We start from the raw sequence: 22,922 nt of genomic DNA, 5'->3' as shown, positions 1-22,922 counted from the left end.
GGCACCACCTCGGGTCACCGCGGCCCGGGGAGATCTCGGATCGGAGGAAGACATGTCCACCAGCACCGCGGAGCAGAGCACGGCCGCCGACGGCGGGGACTTCGACCTGGACGTCAGCCTGCTGGAGGTGGCGGACGTCGCTGGCCTGGTCAACCTGACCGACGACGGCTGCGGCAGCACCTGCACCGCCTGCACCACAAACGTCGCCTGACCGACGGACCCTCCCCCGGAAAGGCCGGCCGGCGCGGCAACACGCCCCCACTCTCCGCGCCGGCCGGCGCCCCCAACCGACATCCCCCGAGGTGCAGCGTGCGCTCTCCCACAGGCTCCCCGGCCTACCGGTCGGCCGACGCCGCGCTCGTGCGCGCGGCCGCCCACCCCGACATCGACCTGCCGCCGTGGCCGGACCTGACCGAACCCCGCGATGCCCTGATCCCCGGCTGGGTGGCGTGGCTGCGGCAGGTGTGGACGAACGAGACGATCGTGGACGCGATCAGCCACGCCAGCCCCGTACTCGCCGCGCAGGTCGACAGGATGTGCGTCGGCGACGCCCTCACCGTCCGGGAAGCCCGGCGGGTGATCCAGGCCGTTGCCCGCTACACCCAGCGCCTGCGTGGCCGGCCGACCCCGTTCGGTCTCCTCGCCGGCGTGGCGCCCGCCGTGTTCGGATCACGTTCGCCGACCCGGTGGGGCACCGCCCACCACGCCATCGCCCGGGCCGACGCCGCGTGGCTCGCCGACGTGATCGCCCACCTGGAACGATGCCCGGACCTGGTCGCCCGACTCCCGGTGGTCGCGAACAACACCATGACGGTACGCGACGACCGGCTCGTCCTGCCCTACCAGCCGCACGCCCGGCCGCAGGGTACGACGGCCGTGGAGGTGTCGCTGCGGTACAGCGCGCCGGTCCGCGCCGCGATCACCGCTGCCCACGCCCCGATCCGTGTCGAAGTCCTGTCCGCGCAGCTGTGTGCCGCGTTCCCGCACGCCGCACCGGCGACCGTCCAGGGGATGCTCGCCGAGCTGACCACCCGTGGTGCCCTGATCACCGGCCTGCACGCGCCCAGCACGGAACCCGACGCCCTGGCGTACCTGCTGCTCCAGCTCGACGACGTCGATGCCGGCGGCATCGCACCGGTCGCCGACCTGGTCCGCGCCCTGCACGACATCCACACCGCGCTGCGCCGCCACCGCACCACCCACGGCGCGGACGGCCGCGAAGCCCGCGCCCAGGTGACCGCCCGGATGCGCGAACTCGGCATCTCCGACCAGGAGCCGCTCGCGGTGGATCTCCGGTTGGACGCGTCGGTCACGCTGCCCGATCAGGTGGCCCGGGAGGTGGAACGCGCCGCGCTGGCGCTGACCCGGCTCAGCGCCCACCCCTACGGCACCGCGGCATGGCGGGCCTACCACCAGCGCTTCTACGAGCGGTACGGAATCGGCTCGCTGGTGCCGGTGCGCGACGTCGTCGACCCGGACAGCGGCATCGGCTTTCCCGACGGCTACCCCGGCACCCCGGCGGACGAGCCACGCTCACCCCTGTCCCGCCGCGACGAGCTACTCCTCGCCCTCGCCCAGCGCGCGGCGGTGGACGGCACGGACGAGGTGCTGCTCGACGAGGCGCTGATCGCGCAACTGGAGCTGGGGCCATCACGGCTGCGGCTGCCTCCGCACCTGGAGGCGAGCGTCCGTCTGCACGCCGCCGACGAGGCGGACCTGGCGCGCGGCCGGTTCACCGTCGAGGTCACCTCCGTGTCCCGGGGCGCCGGCGGACTCACCGGCCGATTCCTCAGCGTGCTGCGACCCGTCGACGCGGCCAAGCTGGCCGCCGGCCTCACCGACGTGCCCACCGCAGACCGCGACACGGCGCCCGCCCAGATGTCGTTCCCGCCGCTGGACCCCACAACCGCTCACGTCACCCGCACCAGACAGGTGCTTCCCACGGTCATCAGCCTGGCCGAGCACCGGCGCCCGAACCGGGCCGTCCTCACCGTCGACGACCTGGCGATGGGCTGCGACGGCCGACGCATGTACCTCGCAGCGCCCGACCGCGGCCACCGCATCGAAGCGGTCAGCATGCACGCGCTCAACTTGCGTACCCACACCCCGCCGCTGGCCCGGTTCCTCATCGAACTCGGCCGCGCCCAGTGCGCCCAGGTCACCGCGTTCGACTGGGGCGCCGCCGCCCGCGCGAAGCTGCCGTTCCTGCCGCGCATCCGCTACGGGCGGGCGATCCTCGCCCCCGCGACCTGGCGACTGGACGCAGCCGAGCTGCCCGACCGGCGGCAACCCTGGTACGCCTGGGACGACGCCCTCGACCGGTGGCGGACCCGCCGGCGCCTACCCCGCCTGGTGCAGCTGGTTGAGGCCGACCGACGCCTGCCGCTGGACCTCGACGAGTCCGCACACCGCGTCCTGCTGCGCACCCACCTGCTCACCGCACCGCAAGCGGTCCTCGTGGAGGCACCCACCCCGCAAAACCTCGGCTGGTGCGGCGGCCGGGCACACGAGGTCATCCTCACGCTTCACGCCACGGAACCACCGCCCTGGCCGACCCTGCCCACACCGACCCCAGCCCGCACCGTCAGCCGTGACCAGGGCTTGAGTCCCGGCGCCTCCCCGCTGCTGCTCGCGAAGCTCTACGGAGACATTCGCCGCCAGGATCTGCTGCTCGCCGAGCACCTGCCCCGACTGCTCGCCGAGTGGGACGTGCCGCCGGAGTGCTGGTTCCTCCGGTTCCGCGACCCCGACCAGCACCTCCGCCTTCGCATCGCCCTGCCCGACCCGGCGGCGTTCGGACCGGCCGCTCAGCGCGTCAGCGCATGGGCCGACGACCTACGCCGCCGCGGACTGCTCCGGGAGATCGGGTACGCCACCTCCTACCCGGAGACCGGCCGGTGGGGATCCGGCGCCGCCATGCGGGCCGCCGAGGCGGTCTTCATCGCCGACTCCCACGCCGTCCTCACCCAACTACGCCAACCCGTCCGCCCGAGCCGGCAGGCACTCGCCGCCGCGCAGATTGCCGCCATCGCCGTGGCCTACACCGGCAGCGTCGATGCCGGCATGCGTTGGCTCGTCGACCACGTGCCCGCGACCGCGCCGCAACCGGTCGAGCGACCGCTGTTCCGCGAGGCCGTCCGCCTCGCCCACCCCGGCGACGACTGGGCCGCTCTGCGCGCCGCACCGGGCGGCACCGCCATCGTGGACGCCTGGAAGAACCGCGACGTCGCCCTCGCCGCCTACCGCAACCACCTACTCGGGCCGGAAACCGACGGCATCAACAGCGACGACGTCCTCGGCTCCCTCATGCACGCCCACCACATCCGCGCGGTCGGCATCGACTTCGACGGCGAGGACCAGTGCCGCTACCTCGCCCGCGCCGCCGCCCTGGCTTACTTCGCCCGGAGCCGGCCATGACCCTCCCGTACGAAGGCCACGAACTCGCCGTCGCGATCGCGGACCTGCTCGCCCACCCCGACGACCCCCGACTGCCCACCCGGCAACCCTGGTGGCGACAGTCACTCGCCCTCGGCGTACCCGGTATCGCCCTGCTGCACGTGGAGCTGGCAGCGGCAGGGCTAAGGCCCTGGCAACGTGCTCATGATTGGCTCGCCACCGCTACCAGCGGCCCGGTAACGACGGGACCCGACAGCCACCCCTTCCACGGTGCACCCGCGATCACCCACGTCCTCGCTTGTGCCGCCACCCACCAGCCCGGCGCCTACGCCCGCGCGCTCGACGACCTCGACCGGGCGACTGCCACCGACGTCCGCCGACGCGTGGCCGCCGCGCACGCCCGCATCGACGTCGGCGAGCTACCGGCGCTCGCTGAGTTCGACGCCATCCGAGGACTGGCCGGGGTCGGTGCGTACCTGCTCCACCGAGCACCCGACGGCGATGAACTGCCCGCGGTACTCGGGTATCTGGTCCGGCTGACGCAGCCCCTGCACGTCGGCAGCGAGGTGTTACCAGGCTGGTGGACCGGCAGCGGGCCTTCCGGCCGCGCCAACTCCCGTTTCCCGGGCGGCCATGGAAACAACGGCGTGGCACACGGCATCGCCGGCCCTCTGGCGCTACTGGCGCTCGCGGCACTGCGCGGCATCGTCGTCGACGGGCAGACCGCTGCCATCGCGAGGATCTGCGCCTGGTTCGACCGGTGGCGCCACGACTCCGCGGCCGGTCCCCTCTGGCCGTACTGGCTCACCAGACTGCAGCTCCGGGCGGACCGCGCCGCGGCCCACCGCGCGCAGCGGCCGTCCTGGTGCTACGGCACCGCCGGCCTGGCGCGCTCCCAGCAGCTCGCCGCCCTGGCCCTGAACGATCGGGTCCGCCGTGCCGCGGCCGAGGACGCACTCGTACGCGCTCTCGCTGATCCGCGCCAGCTCGCGGCGACCACCGACCCGTCGCTCTGCCACGGCCACGCCGGCCTGGCACACATCGCGAAACGGGTGGCCTCCGACGCGCTGCCCGACACCGCCCGACAGCTCAGAGCCTCAATCCCCCGGCTTCTCGGCTCGCTCGACCCGCACGACGCCGGACCGCGACATACCGCAGCCGCCCTGGTCGCCGCAGGCCCCGGCCTGCTCGAAGGCGCCGCCGGCGCCGCCCTGGCAGCCCTCAACTACAGCAGCGCGGGCCCGACAGCCAGTTCCTGGGACGGCTGCCTGCTCACCGCCCCAGTCACCTATCCCCAGACGTGAGGACGTCGAATGCCAACGCCCGCCTGGCGGCAGTACACCGTCGAGTTCCCCAACCCCGCCGCGGCCGAGGACGTCGCCGCCTCCGTTCTGGCGCCAGCGCTGGCCGCCGCACAGGACGAGGGCATCCTGCACGGGTGGTGGTACGTCCGGAAGTACCCCACCTGGAGGTGGCGCTACCTCGCCGACGACCTGACCTCCCACCTGGTTGAGGACCTGCTGGAGATGCTCGCGGTCGAGGACCGCATCACCAACTGGACCCGAGGCGTCTACGAACCGGAGACCCTCGCCTTCGGCGGACCAGCCGGCATGCGGGTGGCCCACGAGCTGTTCCATCAGGACAGCCGGCACCTGCTACTCGGCCCTCCTCCCACCACCATGCTGGGAAGACGTGAGCTTGCCGTCCTGCTCTGCAGCGTCCTGATGCGCAGCGCCGGCCTGGACTGGTACGAGCAGGGCGACACCTGGGCGAAGGTCGCCGACCTGCGGCCCTCCCCCGGCATGGCAACACCGGAGCGGGCCGCCGAACTGACCCGAGTGATCGACCGACTAATGACCATCGACCCGCGCAGCCTCGCCCACCCCGAGGCCGGCGGGCCCCTCGCTGGCCACGGCCCGTGGCTCAACGCGTTCGAGACCGCCGGCCAGGCGCTCGCCGACCTCGCCCGACGCGGATACCTCCGACGAGGGCTCCGCGCCGTCATCGCCCACCACGTCATCTTCCACGCCAACCGGCTCGGCCTGTCCGTCCACGACCAGTCCACCCTCGCCGCGCTCGCGGTCCGCAACGTCTTCCACCACACCACGAGGAGCATCGTGTCGATCTCAGAACCCACGCCCACGAGCACTAGCGTCGACCGGGTGACCAGCGAACCCGCCGACCTGCGCGCCGCGCTCACCGACGGACTACGCGCCGAGAACATCATCCGCACGCCCAGCGTCGAGGCCGCGATGCGCGCCACCCCGCGGCACCTGTTCCTGCCCGGCGTACCGCTGGAGCTGGCCTACGCCGACGCGCCCGTCTACACCAAGACCGACGGCCGCGGCGCCTCCATCAGCGCCGCGTCACAGCCGCGGATCGTGGCCATGATGCTCGAACAACTCGACGTACGACCCGGCCACCGGGTCATGGAAGCCGGCGCCGGCACCGGCTACAACGCGGCCCTGCTCGCCGTCCTCGCCAGCGACGACGGACGCGTCGTCACCATCGACGTCGACGAAGACCTCGTCGACGGAGCGCGTAAACACCTCGCCGCCGCCGGCGTCACCACCGCCGACGTCGTGCTCGGCGACGGAGCGCTCGGCTACCCCGACGGCGCACCGTACGACCGGATCATCGCCACGGTCGGCGCCTACGAAACTCCGACCGCCTGGCTGGAGCAGCTCGCTCCGGACGGGCGACTCGTCGTACCGCTGCGCCTGCGCGGCGCCGCCTCCCGCTCGATCATCTTCGAGCGGTACGACGGCGGGTGGCGCGACCAGGGCAGCGAGCTGGCCGTCTTCATGCCGCTGCGCGGCATCGGCGATGACGCCCGCCGGCAGGTGCCGATCACGCCCGAGCAGGACGTGATCCTGCAGGTGCACAAGGAGCAGGACGTCGACGCCGCGGCGCTGGTCGGCGTGCTGGACACCGAGCGGCGCAAGATCTGGACCGACGTGTTCTTCCCGCCGATGGTGCCGTACGAGTGGATGGACCTCTGGCTGGCCTGCCGCCTCGACAACGCCATCATGCGCATGAACGTCCAACCCGCAGCCACCGAACGCGGCGCCGTCACCCCGATGTTCCCCTGGGGCGCGATGGCCACCACCCACGGCGCCGACCTCGCCTACCTCACCATCAGGCCAACGCCGACCAGACCCGACGGCAGCAAACTGTACGAGGTCGGCGTCATCGGTCACGGCCCGGACGGCGCAGGTCTCGCGCACCAGGTCAGCGAGGAGATCCGCACCTGGAACGCCACCTACCGCTCCCAAACCGTCCGCTTCGAGATCCCCGACGCTCCTGTCGAGGCGGACCCCTCGGTCGGATGCTTCGTCCTTCCGCGGCCGCACCACCCCATCACCGTCACCTGGCAGTGAACGTGGAGCCGGACAGCGCGCTGCTGCGGCGCTTCCCGCTGGTCGCGCGGCCACGGCCCATCGCCGGGCCGTTGGCCGCCCGCGTCGATGACCTGTGCGCCCTGGCCGGACGCGCCGCGCGAGAGCACGACCGAGCCGCGGCGTCGGCCGTCTTCAACCAGGCCGCACTGCTCGCCTCTGACTGCGGCCAGCCGGACCTGGCCCGCCGGTGGTGCCACGAGCACGCCGCCGCGTACCTGCAAGCCGTTCCTCTGGACGCGCGGGCGGCGCGGTATGCGCTGGAGCCCTTGGTCAATCTCGCCCGGCTGCACATTCGTGACCGCGACGGCGACGCCGCTCTTTACCTCCTCACGAGCCTCTTCGAGGCGGTGTCGTCACGGACGGACACGGTGATCGACGGCCAGACCCTGCCGGCGAGCCGGCTGACTCGCAGCGAGGACGACCACCGCGAGGTGAGGCAGTGGCTGTGGAGCGTGCTCGTGGCGGAGGGCGCCCGTGCGCTGGCTGGTGCGGGCCGGTGGAGCGAGGCGTACGCGCATCTTGAGCGGCACCGTGGCATCGGCCGGCGAATGCTCGACGGACGTCAGGTGGCGGTCATTGCTCATGTCACGGCGGGTGATCTGGAGGCTGCTCGAGCGCTGGTGGCCGGAACCGCTCGGGGTGAGCCGTGGGAGGAGGTGGTCACCCAATGCTTGGCATACCTGTGCGACAGGTCTTCGCGTGCGAACTTGGACCTCGCGTTGGAGGGCTACCTCGGTCTACGGCCGGCGCAGGGCCTAGCTGCCTTCGAAACTCGGCTGGGCTTGACGCTCATCGACGCGTCGACCGGAGCGGATCAGCGAATCTTGCCCAAGCTTGTTTCGGAAGTGGTTGCCAGAGCGGTCGGCTCCGGTGACGCCTACGCTGCTCGCGAAGTTCTCCTCCACGAAGGCCTCATGGCGGCCCTTGACGGCTGGCACACCACCCAACTCAGGAACACCGTATCGGCCAGCGGGTTGATCTTAGTCTCACTTCCGGCCTGGTCGCGGGAACGCATCGACGGCATCCTCGACGCTTGTCGCGCTGCGATCGCTGAGGCATGGTGAGCGGCTTGAATCGAGCGCCTGCGATCTCCCCGGACTGAACTCCTTGCTATCCCTCCAGAGGTGATGAGCGACTCGACGTCGACGGCACGGCCACCCGGTCGATCCCGCTGTTGCGATCCCTCCAGGCGTGATGAGCGACGAATGGCGCGTGAGCCTTGACGACCACGCTGTTCCCGCGTTGCGATCCCTCCAGGGGTGACGAGCGACGGGCGTGGATCGAGCAGGCCATCAACTCGCTGACCGGGTTGCGATCCTTCCAGGGGTGATGAGCGACCCGAACCTTCAGGTGATGAGCGACCGCCGGCGAGAGCCCCGAGGCTTTCGCGCGGATGAGGTTGCGATCCCTCCAGGGTGATGAGCGAGCGTCATCAGCCGCACCGAGAACCCGTTCGGGTTGCGATCCCTTCAGGGGTGATGCGTCGTACTGCCCGCGTACTCCGGGCGAGCCTTCGAGCTGCGACCCCTCTAGGGTGATGAGCAACGAGCGGGCCATCCTGCACCTGATCGCCCCCGCTACGAGTTGCGATCCCTCCAGGGTGATGAGCGACGCCATGATCGCCCTCTTCGCGGTCGGCTACGTGTTGCGATCCCTCCGGGGGTGATGAGCGACCTCGACGCCCTCTGCGGCCACGAGTGGCACGGCGCGTTGCGATCCCTCCAGGGGTATTGAGCGACCGGCTGGCACTCCACCCACGCGGCGTTCAGGACCGTGTTGCGATCCCTCCAGGGTGATGAGCGACGCGTGGAGCGGATCACGACAACTGGCATCGCCGGCTCGCCGCATGCGGGTTGCGATCCCTCCAGGGGTGATGAGCGACCAACGACCTCGGGCGGGTGGTGTGGCCCAGCACCCGGTTGCGATCCCTCCAGGGGTGATGAGTGACTCGAACCTTAAGTCGCAGGTCAGAGCCGCTTTCCGGGCCTCGGTTGAGGCGGATTTTGCAGCAGTCCGGCGGTTGTGCATTTGTGCTGATTAGAGCGTTGAAGCTGACGCCCGCTATCAGCCGAAGCTCCCTAGGCACGGGTGCCCCCGGTCGTCAGTCCTCGCACAACCATGCCACCGTTAGAGTAGCTGCGACAAAGCCGTGGCGGGCGTCTGGCTTGTCGACACAGGCAGAGCCAAGCCTCTGCAACCCGCGCTGCGACACGACGATCACGCCGATGGCCGATCCGGGCGAGGGTTCCACTTGCCTCCGTCGAGCCACGCGTTGCCGCCGACCTCGGTCTGTGGGAAGGGCGTCGTGTTGTGCCCTCGGGTGCCGAGGTCGGGGCGTTCCTTGCGTTCCTGCTCATCGATCTTGATCAGATCCGACATAGCCTCGACGTGTCGGCGCTCCGCGTCCAGCAGGAAGTTCACGAAGGTCGTCACCGCCTTGACGAGGGCCGCCTCGGGGTTCGAGCAGGACGAGAAGAGCCCGTTGACCGCTTCGATGTAGCTCTTTAGCGCGTCGATGAGCTTGCCGATGTGCTGGTAGCCGAGCCCCGCGTACGCGTTGCGTAGTCCTTCCAGCATGCTGGCGGCCTTTTTACCCTCCTCGGCCAGCCACCGCGTCTGGGTCTCCAGCTGCACCAGGTAGGCCGAGGCGCGGTCGGCGTACTGGCCGAACGCCTGCGCGGCACTGCCGTCCCAGTAGAGTTTGAGGTTCTTCAGCTCGCCGTCCATCTCCGCGCGCAGCTCGGCGTACGTGCCGGCGGCGGAGTGCAGCAGGTCGGCCCGGTTCCAGATCACCTTCGGCGCCGACCGCCACGCGTGCACCATCAGATCCGTCAACGGAAGCCGCTGGCCGGTGCCGAGCTCGATCAGGATCGCCTCCAGCTGCAGCAGCGTGTCCCGGTGCTCGTGGATGAACGTGTCGAGCTGATCGCCCTCCCCGTTCTCGTAGTGCGTGGTCCGACCACCGGTGAAGCCCAGGTTGTTGCCGTCACTGCTGCCGATCGTGATCGGCTCCTCCACCTCCCGCGTACGCGGCAACCGCTCGTTACGGGTGGCGCCCAACCGGTCGTTGCCCTCCGGGATCACCACCACCGGCTGGTCGTCGGGAAGCCGACGGTCGTGGGGCTGGGAGAGGATCCCGGCGCCACCCGGCCGTACCCGCACGCTGCCGCCGTAGCCGTCGCCGAGCGGCAGGTAGGGGCCGAGATCCCGGTTGAACACGTCGAAGTCGGTGGCGACGTCCAGGTCAGTGCCCTCGTAGTCGGCGGCGATCTGCATCAGCCCGTCGGCGATGCGCTCCATCTCGTTCCGGGCGATGGTGGCCTCCGACATCCGGCTGCCCAACGCCGTGGCCCAGTCCCGGTTGAGCTTGTCGGAGATCCCCTCCAGGGTGCCCCAGGCCGCAGCCGGGATCGCACCGACGTCGCCGAGGTAGCGGCGCATGGCGCTGTAGGTGACGGCGTCCTCGTAGCGCTCCTTACCGAAGGCCACCAGGGCGCGCGACTCGACCCGTAGAGCCGACGTGTCCGTGGTCATGATCGATGCCTCTCCCCGTGCGACGGCTCGACGGGCGTGAACGGTTCCACGCCGACGGGCGAACCGAAGTAGTCCACGCGCAGCTGTCGGTACTGCCGGCGGTGATCGGCCACGGCGGCGAGCAGGGCCGCGCGGATCTCCGACGCCACCTGGTCCGGGGTGCAGCGGCGCAGCATGCCGGGCCGGATGTCGACCTTCAGCTCACCGTCGTGCCTGCGGACGACCGTCACCCAGCCGTTGGCCGAGACACCTTCGGCCCTGATCCGGGCCACGTCGTCGAAGTAGCGCTCCAGCTTGCCCACTGCGTGCTCCTAGTCGGCGGACTTAAGCGTGATCGCCCGGTCAGTGATGCGCTGCGCGCTGGTGTTCGCGTACGCGACGACCTGCTCGGGCGGGGCACCGGCGCCGGCGAAGTCGGCGTAGACGTGCGCGTACCGATGATCGGTCACCGCGAACACGCCCGCGAAGACCTTGTCGTTGATCCTCTCCCAGCACGAGCGCGCGACCTGGTAGTCAGCGGCACTCGGATACGGGACCGTCTCGCCGTGACAAGGGCCCTCCGTCGCGGTCCTGCGCAGGTCGGCTTCGTCGTCGCTGTGGGTGAGACTCACGGCAATCTTGCCTTGAAAAGACCGGTCGGTTGACGCGAAGTCGAACTCGCAGGTAACCACCGTCTTGCTGGTCTCGCGTTTCGGCTCCGTACGCGTCAGGGTCCACTCCCCCTCGACCACGCCCGGCAGTGCCCTCGTCAGCTCACCGCACGAGGGCACGACCTCGTCGTCGCTGAATGGCCCCCACCGCCACGCGCCGAGTAACCCGACAACGACGACGACAGCGCCGGCTACGACGGCCAGCACCCTCCTGTTCATCTGCCCGCTCACCAACCAGACCGCTGCTCGTCCACCGCGGGCTCCTCGTCACCGGCCGGCCGTTGCAGTGACGCCAGCGCCACCCTGGCCACGGCACGCACCTGCCGGGCCAACGACTCATCCGTGTGCCGGTGCAATCCGTCGACCTCCACCGCGATATCACCCCGCCTTGACGCCGCGATACGAACCGACCTGTCTGGCGAGTAGACATCCACGTCGTGACCAGGACCGGTCGAATCGAGATCGGAGGGCTTACGCGAGCCGGGAATCACTGGACTGGTCCTCCCGGGATGATCGTGCTCACCACCGTGATCGGGCAATGCAGGCCCTCAAGGAGCGCGCCCTCCCGCCGCAGCGTCATCATGGCGACGACCCTATCAACGGGTGTCACCGACCCGCTGCCTTCCGTGATCGCTAGGGATCGCTCCACCAGCGCCCCCACAAGGCTTAGCTCTGCACTCCACGTCATACCGCGACAGCAGCGTGGCCCACAACCCCGGGGCTGGCTCCGGCTCAACTACCGGATAGCGATGTAGGGGTCAGGTCTGTCAGCAGGTCCGTCAGCCTCGATTCCTCGTAGACGCCGTCAGCCTCGGCAAGCCATTCAACCGCGCCGGGCAGACGCAGGAGTTCGGTGAGGAACTGCTGCCCGGCGGTGTCGCGGTCACAGGTCATCAGCAGGCGGACTCCGGCGGCGGCCAGTCCCTCCAGCAGGAGCCATGCCGCGCTCGACGGACGCCCGTACACGCAGATCAGCGGTAGGGCATGAGGGCCGAGCCGTACCGCCGCAGTTTCGACCACGACGGGGTTCTCGCAGACCCGGACGGTGTGAAGACCGGATCCGGGTTTCCACCCGCGGCGCAGCGATCGGGCTGTCAGCCAGACCGGCTCACCGGTCTCGGCAGCCGCGGCGGTGATTGCCGCTGCGGCGCCGGAGCCGATCAGAGGCAGATTGAGGACGAGGACAGTCGCCGACACTTCGTCGCAGCTGACCCCCACCCTCGCCCACACTTGCCGCCACGTATCGGCGCTCAACGCGGCACCGGCCGCGACCGCCGCCGCTCCGGGGTCCGTCGCATCTGCAGCGGCAAGCAGGCGGGCGGCGAGGCGACCGAGGTCGGCGTCACGGTCGAGATGGTGCGGATTGCCGAACAGCGAGTTCGCGAGTTCCGGGAGTGGGCGGCTGGCAGCGGGCAGGTGCTGCCACAGCAGGGCGAGAGCCTGGGCGCGACTGTCAGCCAGATCGGGGCTGGTGTGCTCGAGCCAGCGCCGGATGCGGGCGAGCGCAACCGCATGCTCAGGGATGCCCGCACCGGTCAGGACGGCATAGGCGCTGTCAATGTGGTCCTTGGCTGCTTGCCGATCCGAGTCGCGCTTGGCCACCCGGTCGTCGAGTGGGCCACCGAGCCGGACGAGGAGGTCTTCCAGGCTGTCGTCCAAGCCTCGCAGGGCTTTGCGCAGCCGGCCGAGGGTGACCGGCGCAGCGGAGGCTTCCCAGGCCATACCGAGGATCCGTCCGACCTGGTCCCGTTCAGCCGCATCGAGGGTGACGCGAACGGTGACGTTAAGGCCGGTCTTGCCGTTCTCCAGCAGGTCGCGCGCGGCCGCGAGGACTTTCGTCGGGCCCGGTAGGTTGGCCCATCGGTCCGCAGCAACGCTCACCGCATGTCCCTGCTGCCGAGAGCCCCAGCATCAGCCGTTAGCGTGGAAAGTAGGTCGGGGCCGTCCTGTCCGGTCGGTCGCGGAATGGCCAGCAGCGGCGCGGCGGTATCGGCGACCGGCACGATCTGCATCGTGTTACCGGCCCACAACATCAGGGACAGATCGACGCCGGGCAGCGGCGCCGGTGCCCGGGTGATGGTCCAGATGGCGGCGGCGGGAACCTGGGCTGCGGCGACGAGGGCGCCAGGGCCGGCGAGCAGGAAGTCGAGGTCGAAGTCGCACAGCATCCGCAGCATGATCGCCCGGTTGTTGGGGTCGACGCCTTCGAACGCCTCGTCGAGCCACAGCGGGCGGGGTCCGGCCGGGTTGTCCGAGTACAGAGCAACGAGGGTGGCCAGCAAGGGTTGCATCAGGGTGACGACCTTGCCGCCGCCGGAGTCGACCGCGTGGACCTGTTTCGTCAGCGGCTTCCATTTCGGGTCGGTAGCGGTCCCGACCCGGAACTCGCACACGACGTCGAACCAGTCACGGTAGTCGAGCAGGGTGGCGAGCCGGTCGGTCCAGTCGTCGACGCCGGGCAGGCCGGCTTCCTGGACCTGCTGGAGCCGGTCGATGAGGAAGGCCTGCAGTTGCTCCTGGGCAGCGTCGGATTCGAAAGTGCCGGACTCCAGTGCACGCAAGATCTTGTAGCCGGACTGCTGTTCGTTGCGAGGATGCCTACGCAGCCGCAGCGTGGTTCGATTTGCTCCGGTCGGGTGTCGCTGAAGAACCTCATTGACGGTGTTCAGCAGGCTTAGAACTCGCTTGAGTCGGTCGCGCAGGTGGTTGATGAACGTCGACGACAGGATCTGCGTATACATCTGGTGCAGCTTCTCGTCGTGAGTCGCGGACAGCTTCGCGATCTGGTCGTCGAGATGCGCGATCGCGGCGGCCGGCGTGAGTTGCTTTCCGGAGGCTTCCACCACCATCGTGATCTCGGGTAGCGGCCGGGCGTCGTCAGCCTCGGCGGCGTGCACGGCGCGGCCGCCTTTGGCTTCGAGACTGGCCTGCAGCTCGGTGTAGGGGCTGGCGAACAGCCGGGCGGTCATCTGCCGGACCCGGTCCTCACGTCCGGTGCGCGTCGCCGGCCAGCTCGGCGGCCGAAGGTCGGCGATGGCGGTGCGGGCCTGCTGCAAGGCATCGTCGATGGTGCGCCCAGGCGGCTCGGGCAGGTTGCGAGCCGCGGCGAGCCCTGAGTCGACCGGAATCCACCAGCTGATGGCGGCGGCGGCACGATCCCGTTCGGCGGTGCTGTGCTCCCGGCAGCGAAGTTCCCAGTCGCTCTGTGCGGTCGCGGAGGCTCCAGCCAGGGCGAGACCGTCCCGGTGGGAATCGGCTATTGCCGATTTGAGCGCCTCGGCGTTGCGATCGAGTTCGGCAGCCCGGTCGAACAAGTCCTGGTCCCCGCGCGCGATTGCCTTCTCCGCCTCGGTCGCCTGCTCATCGAGCAACGCCGCCTCGGCCGCTGCGGCCTGCTCCACTTCGACGCCAGCGTCGAGGTGTGCTTCGGACTCGATGACCTTCGATTCCGCTTCGGCGCTGGCCCGCTCCGAGGTGAGACTGCCCTGAACGGCGAGCCGGAGCTTACCGATCGCGTCTGCCGCACGATTCAACGCGTCGTTGACGGCCTCAAGGTGCTGGTCGGAGTTCGGCAACCGGTGTTCGAGCGCGTGGGTAGTCGCGTCGGCGGTCGCGGTCTCCCAGACTTGGCGGGCGGCGTCGGCCTTGCGGGCCAGGGACACGTGCTTGCGCTGAGCGGTGTCGCGTTCGCGGTTGGCAGCCGTCAACGCCAAAGCGGCGGCGACCACGTCACCGTCCGACGGCGCCTGCTCCGCCGCAGCCCGCAGTGCGGCGATCTCATCGACTAGGGCGTCTGCAGCCTCGGTCGCGTCATCGGCACTCGTGCGGTGCTGCTCGGCCAGCTCGTGCAACTCGGTGATCCGGCGTTGCCGGGCGGCGGCGCGGGCGGCGGCGCCGATCAGCTCGGCACCATGTTGGGCCGGACCCGCTTGACCGGCGGAGGTCGGGGTCTGCCAGCGGCCGTCGACGGCGACGGCGACCGCATTGGCGTGCGGCTGGCCGGCCGGGGTGAACCCGATCCCCGCGAGGATCGCCGTGACGGTCGCGGTCAGCGGGCCGCTGTCGCCGGCCGGTACGAGCACCGTCGACAGCGCCGGACCGGTCGCCGCTGGCAGGCTCGTAGCGATCACGTCCGTGCCATCGCGGCCTGCGGTATACACACCGTCGACGGTGACCCACGCGTCGAGCAGACCTGCAGCGGTCAAGGCAGCCTCTACCTGGTCCAGCACCTCCCGCCCAACCCCGTCTGCGGGGTCGACCAGCCGCCACAGCGGCGCCCCGTCCGCGGACGGGAACGGCGGCCGCAGGCGGCGGGTCCAGCCGGCCGGAGGTGGCGGGATTGGGTCACTCTGCATCGCCAGCTCGCTGGCTTCCCGGCCAGCGGCGATCGCCGCGGATTGCTGCTGTTCGGCTTCGGCACGGAGCTGTGCCACCCGGGTGGTCCGCGGGTCGACGGCCGGGGTGAGCCAGTCCCGCACGAGCAGCTGCTGCAGCACCTGACGCGGACTTGCGCCGATCGACTCCGTCGTAACGTGCTCGAGCCACCGCTGCCGAAGGGCCAGCTCAGGTGCGGGACCGGTAAGGGCGGCGGCCCACCGTTCTACATCGTCGGACAGCTGCTGTATCGCATCGTTGAGCGTGCCGGCGGCCGACTCGGCATCGGCGTTACGCCTGTTGAGGTCCGCTTCTGAGTCACTCGCCAGGTCGTCGGCTGCCCGATATGTCGCAGCCAGCCGATTCACCTCCCACAGCAGGTTCCGCAGGGTGGCTAACGCGGTCCTACGAGCGGCAACGGCCGCCTCCAACCGGGCAGTATCCGCGTCGGCGGCCCACTTGGCCGCCTGGTCCCCGAGCATCGCCGTACCTGCGGCTGCGACGGTGGCGGCTACTGCTGCCTGGTAGGCGGTGCGGGCGGTCTCCAGGTCCGCCTGCGCCTCGATCTGGTCGGCCAAGGCCTGCTCATACAGGATGCGCAGCGTGACCAACGCCTTCACCGCTTCCTCGGCACGGGAGGCGGCTTGGTTGGCGGTGCGGCGGGCGAAGGTCGCGGCTTCAGCCCGACCGGTCGCGCTCTTGTAGGCCGCGGACTCCAGCAGCTGCCGATGCGCTCCGCGGTTACGCTCGGCGGCGCCAGTGAGCTGCTGAGTCTTCTCTTTTTCGGCGTCAAATTCCCGCTGCGCCTGATCCAACCTCGCGGCGGCGGCGTCCATCTCAGTCGACGCCGCCTTCAGCGCTGCATGGGCTTCGGTGAGAGCATCGGCATGCTGTCGCAACACGGCGTCCGCCCACGGCCGCCACGCCTTGGCGACGTAGTCCACGATCGCGGACCGGGCCTCCTCGGCGTCGGTGCGATCGGCGCCGACCTGCTCGACCTGCTGCCAGCCAGAGGCGAGTCCTTCGATCTCGTCACGGGCCAGCGGCGGCAACGCCGAGCGGATCTGGTTGGTGAACCAGTCCGGATTCAGTTTCTGCCCCAGATGCGGGGTCCGCAGCGTCTTGAGCAGTTCGAGAACGGTCGCGTACCGGTCTTCATCGGTGAACCCAAACAGTGCGGTGGTCAGTTTGCGCCGATAGTGCGTGCCGGTAGGAAAAGCCTGGACTCCGTCGATGCCGTCGAGGTGTTTCGGTTCGGTGACCGCCTGCCCGCTGACCAGGTCGAGGCCGGCGCGGACCCGTGCGATGCCATGGCAGATCATCCAGGTGCGGGTCAGCTGCGACACGCCCCGTTTGGCCTGCGCGTACAGCAGCGTGGTGAAGAACTCCGAGGCACCGTCGTCACGGATCCGGCCGTACTCGACCCACGCCCAGCCGCGATGCGCGGTGGCCGAGTCGTCGCGGCGATCCTGGTCGTTGCTGGAGGGCTCGACGTAGTACCGAAAGTCCTTGCCGGAGTCACCGAAGGTATCGATGTTCTGCCGTTCAAGGTTGCCGGCGAGCATGATCAGTGTCGTCAACGTCATCAGCGTCGACTTGCCGGACTGGTTCGCGCCGACGAACTGGGCGCGGCCATCAGCGAACACGTACTCGGCGACGTCAAACTCCCACAAGCCGATGACCCCGGCCCGCAGGATCTGCCACCGGCCGCGGACCGGATCCGGCAGCCGGCCGTGCGCGACGGCGTCACGCCATCCGGCGAGCTGTTCGTCGGACAGGTGCGGGCCCGGTGACGGTACGGTCAGGCCGGCGAGGGCGGGCATCAGACAATCTCCACAGCGGTGAGGTCAGCGGCGGACGAGGTGCGGCCGGTGGTTTCGGGATAGAGCACGTCCGGGTCCCGGTAGCGGGCGGCGGTCGGTAGCAACACCCAGCCGCCGTCACTGGTGACCCGCAGCAGGCCAAGCTCGGTCAGGACCCGCTGGACGTCGCCGAGGACGACCTGCGGGTCGCCTTTCTGCCGGTCGTTCATGTACGTGCCCCGCGACCGGATCAGATCGTCGATCAACTCGTCGACCATGGCCCGGGTCAGGCGGACCGTGCCGTCGTCGTGGCGGACACCGTCGCGGCCGGCTTGGTCCGCGGCAAGCAGAGCGACCCAGTCCGCGGCTTTCGCCCGCGGCCAGTCGGCGACCGTCGGCGGACGTCCGTCGCCGTTGCCCAAAACCAACAGGAGCCCTTCCTGCCGGGCCTCGATCGCACCGCCGGTCATCTGCGCCAGATAGCCGGCGTATCGGGATCGGTGCCGGCGCAGCGTGTCCGCATCGGTCGGATCGAGGTCGGCGTAGAGCACGGCCGGGGTTTCGACCAGGGCCCGCAGCAGCCGGATCGTGCGGGTCGCGTCCGCGTCCGCTGGCTCCGGCTGCAACGCGGCGGCGAGCACGTCCGGGCTGGTCATCAGCAGCAGCGCGTCCCTGTCGACTTCGAAGCCTGCGCCGGGACCGGACCCGTCCTCAGTCCATTCGTCCAGCATCCTCTCGTCGCTGGTCCGCCGATTCAGCACACCCCAGCGGGCCAACAGCGCCGCCGCGTCCCGCAGCTGCCGACGCTCAGACTTGATGTCCGGGTCGTAGGGCGACACCTGAACGCCGGGGGCAGCGCACACGTCACGGACCATGTCGGACAGGCGCTGCAGGGTGACCGTCCCGGACACCTCCTCGCAGCATGCCGCGATCAGGCACATCAGCGCCAGCAGCCTTCGAGACGGGGCGTCAGATGGCCGCGGCGGAATAGTCGCCGATCCACCGACCGGTACCCGGATCAGCCGGGCCGCCTGACCGACCCGCTGTATCCGGTACCCGAGACGGCGCGCGGCCTCCAACAGCGGCTGCTGATAACGAACCACCAGCCGGAACAACTCTCGGTTCGTGGCCGGGGTGATCATCGGCTCGGCGAGCAGACCGACGAACGCGTGCTGCGCAGCGATCTGCTGTTCCGACGTCCTGGCGCTCATCCGATGCTCCCGGTCGTAGCGGTGGAGATGTACAAGAACAGATCCGGGTGCACGAGCCGGCCCGCCGGTGTGTGGATCACCGCGTCCGCGCCGCCGGGAACCGGCTCGGTCCGCAACGACCAGCGGCCGTCCCCGGTCGTCGCGGTCCGCGTCCCGGGCCCCGCCGATGTGCCCCGCAGCATCGCGGTCAGGAACTGCAGCAGCAGCGTCGTCTCCGCCTCCGAGATCGGGGGCCACTCCGATAACCGCATGCCCGAGCGGCCCACTACCGTCGCTTCGGTCTGCGCCGCCAAGGACTGCTGCGCCACCGCATTCGCCCGCGCCATCCTCCGGTTGCCGGTGTTATCGGCCAGCCGCGCCGGCGCCCCGGTCGTACCGCGTGGCCCCTGCTTGCGGAGCCGGGCTTCGACCGGCACCGTTTCGGACTCCCACCACGACGATGCGGATGGGTTACCGGCCGGGGCCGGCGCCACCCCAGGCAGATGCCGGGCTGCGTACAGGCCAGTGGCGTTGCACCACACCTGCCAGCCTGCGTCGTCGTCGCCAGCGGCTTCGACTCGAGCCGCCAGAGCGAGCAGCTCCGCGCGCCGGGACATGTGCCCACCGACTGCGGCCAGAGTCCGCTGCCCGCGCAACAACGGACCGATCGTGTCGCGCATCTGCCGCCGCAACCGCCGCGCCTGACAGTCCGGCCCATCGAACCAGGAACGCAGCGTCTCCAAGGTCTGCCGGTACGTCCCGATCAGGTCCAGGATCGCCGGATCGTCGGCGTTCGGCCCCAGCATGCGGGCGGCAACCGCTCGCCACGCACCGTCCGGGACCGAACCTAGTTCGTTCACCCGGCGGGTGATCGTCTCCGAATGCACGTCGACGCCGGCGCCCCACATGTCGACGTACCGGCGCAGGGTCTCCTGCACCACCGTGATCTTGGCGACGGTCGGGGTGCCGGCCAGTGCGGACGCCAGCCTGGCCTGCCACCCGGCCGCAGCCCTCGCCATCGACTGGTGGGTGTTCAAGATGATCGACCACACGCTCGCCGCCTCGCCCGGATCCGATTCGGCGAGATCACGCAGTTGTGTCAGATTCGCGGTCAACACGCCGGGCGCCAGCGTGGCCGCGGCTGCCGCCGCAGCGTCCTGCCCGAGACTCGTGACCGCCTGGTGTAGCTGCGCGGCGATCTCAGTCAGCTGGAACCGGTCCAAGTTCCGGATGAAGTCCGCGTCCCGGAGTGCCCGGTCCTGGAACCGGTCGACGACACCCCACCGCTCCAGGCTTGTCATCCGCGCTGGCAGGTCGAACCCTGCTTCGTCGGCTAGGGCGGCGTCCGCACCCGAGGCGGCCAGATGCGCCCGGATGAGGTCGGGGAGATCCGTGGCGGCGACGCCGGTCAGGGTGTGCTGCTGCTGCGCGAGCAACACGTCAACGATCGCCCGGTACTGGGCGGCGTACCTGCCCGGCGTCAGATAGCTCGCTTGCAGCAGGCCACCGGGCATGCCGCCCAGTTGCCACGCATCCGCGCCGGCGACGTCTCCCCCCGGAACTATTGGCGGCACCTGGAACCCCTTTCAGCGCTGGACCATTGCCCATCTGCCCGAGCGCTTCAGACGACAACGCTGCCCGCCCAAGCCCCGCAGCATATGTAGACCCTCCGACAACTTGACCAGGCAATATCCGCTTCAGTGACCAGGGCGTTACAGGCTCCACTCAGGCCAGCGGATCAACGTGATTGGTGAGGCGGTCCACCAGAAGGGACCTCTTCGAGCAGGTCGTCTCGAACACCCGCTCCACCAGCGGCCTCGGCCTTGTGGCGCCGACGATTCCAGATCAAGAAGATCGCCAACGCCAGCAGGATCACCACCATCAGGCCGACCCCGACGGCGATCACCGCAACCTGTTGGTCACTCGGACCGCCCTGATCGCCGTACTTGGTCACATCGAAGTTGTCATCCTCGGCTGCCTGGGCAGCACTGCTGGGCGGGACCGCCGGGCCGAGCAGGGGGTTCTCGGAGGCTTTCGGCACGTCCGCGGTCAGCGCAGCCACCGGGTCGATTACACCGAAGCCGTACCGCGGATCGCGGCCCTTCGGGCCGGCGTCGCGGGCGGTCCGGATGATCCTGTTGATCACGTTCGTCGCGTCCAGGTCCGGATACTTCGACCGGATCAGTGCCGCGATGCCGGAGACGATGGCGGCGGAGTCAGAGGTGCCGTCACCCCAGCCGTAGCCGTGATCCGGACCGATGTTGAAGATGCTGTCGCCGGGGGCTGACACCACGGACTCCGGGCCCTGCACGGAGCCGGACCAGAATGCGCCGCCACGGGTCGTGCCGGTCACCGCGATCACGCCGGGAATATTCGCCGGCGAGGTGACGGCCCGCTCCCCCTTGGCGATGTTGCCGGCGGCGACGACCACGACGACGTCCTTGGCGAGGGCGTACGTGATGGCCTCCTTCTCCTCCGCCGAGGCCGCAGCCACCCCTCCGACGGACACGTTGACCACCGTGGCGCCACCGTCGACCGCCATCCGGATGCCCTTAGCGATCGCCTTCCTGCTGGCCAGACCCTTCCCCTTCTTGATCTTGATGGGGAGAATCCTGGCACCCGGAGCGATGCCGTCCACACCGTCGGCGGCGGCGTTCGTCGCCGCGATGATGCCGGCCATGTGAGTGCCATGGCCCTCCTCGTCGGCGCGGCCGTCGCCGACCGCGCCATAGCTGCGCCCGCCCGGAAGCACCCGGCCCCGAATGTCCGGATGGGTGGCGTCGACGCCGCTGTCCACCACCCCGACGATCACGCCACGGCCGGTCGACAGCTTGCGCACCTGATCGATGCGAAGCTCGTCCAGGTACCACTGCTCGGCCCGCTGGGGAGCGGCAGCAGCGGGCTGGGCGGCCGCACCGACCATGAGCATGCTCAGCAGGCCGGCCGCGACGGGCCGGAGCACGCCGACCTTCACGTTCATCCGTCCGTCCTCATCGCAGAATGCCGGGGGAACCGGTGTCATCACGGCCCCAAGGATCGTCATCCTCAGTCAACCATGACGACTCCGGATCGGGCTCGTCGTACTCGCTGCCGCCACCGCGTCCGGCCGCACCGGAACCGCCGATCATCCCGCCGGCGCTGCCACGCGAGGCGCCCGCGCCGGTGCCAGCGCGACCGGCACCGCTGGCATTGCGCAGCGCGCTGGCCGCGCTCGTCATTGGCGGCACCCGACCGTTACCACCGCCGACCATGCCGGGAACGCCGACCGGGTTTACCCCACCGCCGACGACGGAACCACCTCCGCCGATTCCACCCCCGACCCCGAGGCCGACGCCACCTGCGGCGCCCGGTGCGCCGAGCCCAAGGCCCGCACCGCCACCGAGCGGGCTCTGGCTGCCCAGCCCCAGGCTCGACGCACCGCCCAGGCCGGCGCCCCCGACGGTCGGACCGCCGGCGCCTGCCAGGCTGGTGCCAAGGCCGAGATCCGCAGCTGGGCCGCCGTCGTGCGGGTGGGACGGCGGGGTGTACGAGCCTGCACCGCCAGTGAGGTCGCCACCGGAACTGCCGCCAGTTGACGGGACTCCGACGGAGGACGAGTTGCCACCGGAGGAACCGCCAGCGCCCAAGCCCGTGTTGCTGCCGAGGGCAGCACCGCCGCCGGAACCGGAACCGCCTCCGAAGGCGGAGCCGCCGCCACCGCCGAAGCCGCCGTCCAGCCCGCTCGGGGTGTATCCGGACGGAGGGATTCGACGACGGTAACCGTCAGAGCTGCCGCCGTCGTCAGCCGGCGGTACGTCGAGCCGCGGCCGCTCGGTCGCCACCGCCTCGGGTAGCGGCGCCATGGCGCTGGTGGCCACCTGCTGGTTGTCCCGATACCAGTTGTTCAAATGGGAACTGGTGTCCCAGAAGCCGCCGCGCTTGTGGTCGCTGGCCTGGCCGTCGACTTTCATGGTCGCTTCCAGGTCGTCGGCCTTTTCCCGGAACGCGCCGTCGGCGTACGACGACGGGTCACTGCGGTAGTCGGCGCGCAGCGCGGCCAGGAAGCCGGACGCGTTCTCGCCGTCGTTGGCGTCGTCGAGCTCGCCGCCGTTGGGCAGGCTCCACTCGTTGACGCCGAAGTCGTCCATCAGCGGGATCGGGATGCTCGCGACCGCCTTGCGGATGTCACCCTCGATCCGCGACAGCGCGCCGCCGACGTTGCTCGCGGTGGTGATCAGCTCCTCGATGCTCTGGCCGATGTCGCTCAGATGCTCGCGGTACGCGTCGCCGCCGCTGCCGGTCCAGCCAGCGAGCATGCCGGGCAGACCATCGGTGTGCGGGCGCACGGTGCCGGGCGCGATCGGGCCGACGAAGGAACGCCCGACCAACGCATCCCGCAGGTATCCCAGAGTGGTGGAGAGATTGTTCCAGCCGATACCTACCTCGCCGACCAGGTCCGGGTCCGCCGACAGCGTCACCTCACGGACGCACTGCTCCCACGTACCTGCCATCGCCCTCCCCCTCAGCCCAGACGGGAAGGCGTGTGCTCCGGCCATGCCGGAGCGACGACCTGGAGCAGATCGACCGCGAAGCGCG

At 70.2% G+C, this 22,922-nt stretch carries 15 protein-coding genes; 5 read left to right on the top strand and 10 right to left on the bottom strand.

Annotation, left to right across the window (positions count from 1 at the left end; genetic code table 11):
* Window positions 1-52: 52 nt before the first annotated feature.
* The 5 genes from fxlA to ACFYO8_RS00210 all read left to right on the top strand — a co-directional run bounded on the left by fxlA (window position 53) and on the right by ACFYO8_RS00210 (window position 7,861).
* Window positions 53-211, top strand: coding sequence for an FxLD family lanthipeptide (fxlA, locus tag ACFYO8_RS00230; RefSeq protein WP_210942429.1), 159 nt, complete (start codon window positions 53-55; stop codon window positions 209-211).
* A gap of 98 nt (window positions 212-309) precedes the next feature.
* Window positions 310-3,417: a lantibiotic dehydratase gene (locus ACFYO8_RS00225; RefSeq protein ID WP_387256572.1), complete on the top strand. Its 3,108-nt coding sequence runs from the start codon at window positions 310-312 to the stop codon at window positions 3,415-3,417.
* Complete coding sequence (locus ACFYO8_RS00220; protein ID WP_387256571.1) at window positions 3,414-4,700, top strand: lanthionine synthetase C family protein; 1,287 nt, start codon at window positions 3,414-3,416, stop codon at window positions 4,698-4,700. The genes ACFYO8_RS00225 and ACFYO8_RS00220 overlap by 4 nt, the downstream gene beginning before the upstream one ends.
* A 9-nt stretch (window positions 4,701-4,709) precedes the next feature.
* Window positions 4,710-6,776 (top strand): methyltransferase, FxLD system, encoded by a 2,067-nt coding sequence (fxlM, locus tag ACFYO8_RS00215; RefSeq protein ID WP_387256570.1) that lies wholly within the window; start codon window positions 4,710-4,712, stop codon window positions 6,774-6,776.
* Window positions 6,773-7,861 carry a hypothetical protein gene (locus ACFYO8_RS00210; protein ID WP_387256569.1) on the top strand — a complete coding sequence of 363 codons (1,089 nt, stop codon included), beginning with the start codon at window positions 6,773-6,775 and terminating at the stop codon, window positions 7,859-7,861. Before fxlM ends, ACFYO8_RS00210 begins: the two co-directional genes overlap by 4 nt.
* A gap of 1,153 nt (window positions 7,862-9,014) precedes the next feature.
* On the opposite strand, the gene ACFYO8_RS00205 is transcribed toward ACFYO8_RS00210, so the two are convergent.
* The 10 genes from ACFYO8_RS00205 to ACFYO8_RS00160 form a co-directional block, all read right to left on the bottom strand.
* The gene (locus ACFYO8_RS00205) at window positions 9,015-10,331 is read right to left on the bottom strand and encodes a hypothetical protein (protein ID WP_387256568.1); all 1,317 of its coding nucleotides are present in this window, start codon (window positions 10,329-10,331) and stop codon (window positions 9,015-9,017) included.
* A complete protein-coding gene (locus ACFYO8_RS00200; RefSeq protein ID WP_387256567.1) occupies window positions 10,328-10,633 on the bottom strand; it encodes a hypothetical protein in 306 nt (101 codons plus the stop codon). The genes ACFYO8_RS00205 and ACFYO8_RS00200 overlap by 4 nt, the downstream gene beginning before the upstream one ends.
* 9 nt (window positions 10,634-10,642) lie before the next feature.
* Complete coding sequence (locus tag ACFYO8_RS00195; RefSeq protein WP_387256566.1) at window positions 10,643-11,212, bottom strand: hypothetical protein; 570 nt, start codon at window positions 11,210-11,212, stop codon at window positions 10,643-10,645.
* Complete coding sequence (locus ACFYO8_RS00190) at window positions 11,209-11,352, bottom strand: hypothetical protein (protein WP_387256565.1); 144 nt, start codon at window positions 11,350-11,352, stop codon at window positions 11,209-11,211. The genes ACFYO8_RS00195 and ACFYO8_RS00190 overlap by 4 nt, the downstream gene beginning before the upstream one ends.
* 361 nt (window positions 11,353-11,713) lie before the next feature.
* The gene (locus ACFYO8_RS00185) at window positions 11,714-12,862 is read right to left on the bottom strand and encodes a TIGR02679 domain-containing protein (protein ID WP_387256564.1); all 1,149 of its coding nucleotides are present in this window, start codon (window positions 12,860-12,862) and stop codon (window positions 11,714-11,716) included.
* Window positions 12,859-17,178 carry an SbcC/MukB-like Walker B domain-containing protein gene (locus tag ACFYO8_RS00180; RefSeq protein ID WP_387256563.1) on the bottom strand — a complete coding sequence of 1,440 codons (4,320 nt, stop codon included), beginning with the start codon at window positions 17,176-17,178 and terminating at the stop codon, window positions 12,859-12,861. The genes ACFYO8_RS00185 and ACFYO8_RS00180 overlap by 4 nt, the downstream gene beginning before the upstream one ends.
* Window positions 17,178-18,368, bottom strand: coding sequence for a TIGR02678 family protein (locus tag ACFYO8_RS00175; RefSeq protein ID WP_387256562.1), 1,191 nt, complete (start codon window positions 18,366-18,368; stop codon window positions 17,178-17,180). The genes ACFYO8_RS00180 and ACFYO8_RS00175 overlap by 1 nt, the downstream gene beginning before the upstream one ends.
* Window positions 18,365-19,921, bottom strand: coding sequence for a DUF2397 domain-containing protein (locus ACFYO8_RS00170; RefSeq protein WP_387256561.1), 1,557 nt, complete (start codon window positions 19,919-19,921; stop codon window positions 18,365-18,367). The genes ACFYO8_RS00175 and ACFYO8_RS00170 overlap by 4 nt, the downstream gene beginning before the upstream one ends.
* A gap of 164 nt (window positions 19,922-20,085) precedes the next feature.
* Complete coding sequence (mycP, locus tag ACFYO8_RS00165; RefSeq protein WP_387256560.1) at window positions 20,086-21,327, bottom strand: type VII secretion-associated serine protease mycosin; 1,242 nt, start codon at window positions 21,325-21,327, stop codon at window positions 20,086-20,088.
* Window positions 21,328-21,337: 10 nt separating this feature from the next.
* Window positions 21,338-22,837, bottom strand: a complete 1,500-nt coding sequence (locus ACFYO8_RS00160) for a hypothetical protein (protein ID WP_387256559.1) — start codon at window positions 22,835-22,837, stop codon at window positions 21,338-21,340.
* Between the last annotated feature and the right edge of the window lie 85 nt (window positions 22,838-22,922).

The organism is Micromonospora sp. NPDC005257 (assembly GCF_042872445.1).
Classification (GTDB): Bacteria; Actinomycetota; Actinomycetes; order Mycobacteriales; family Micromonosporaceae; genus Micromonospora.
The sequence above is the reverse complement of the archived record's forward strand: the minus strand, read 5'-3'. Positions and strand labels throughout refer to the sequence as shown.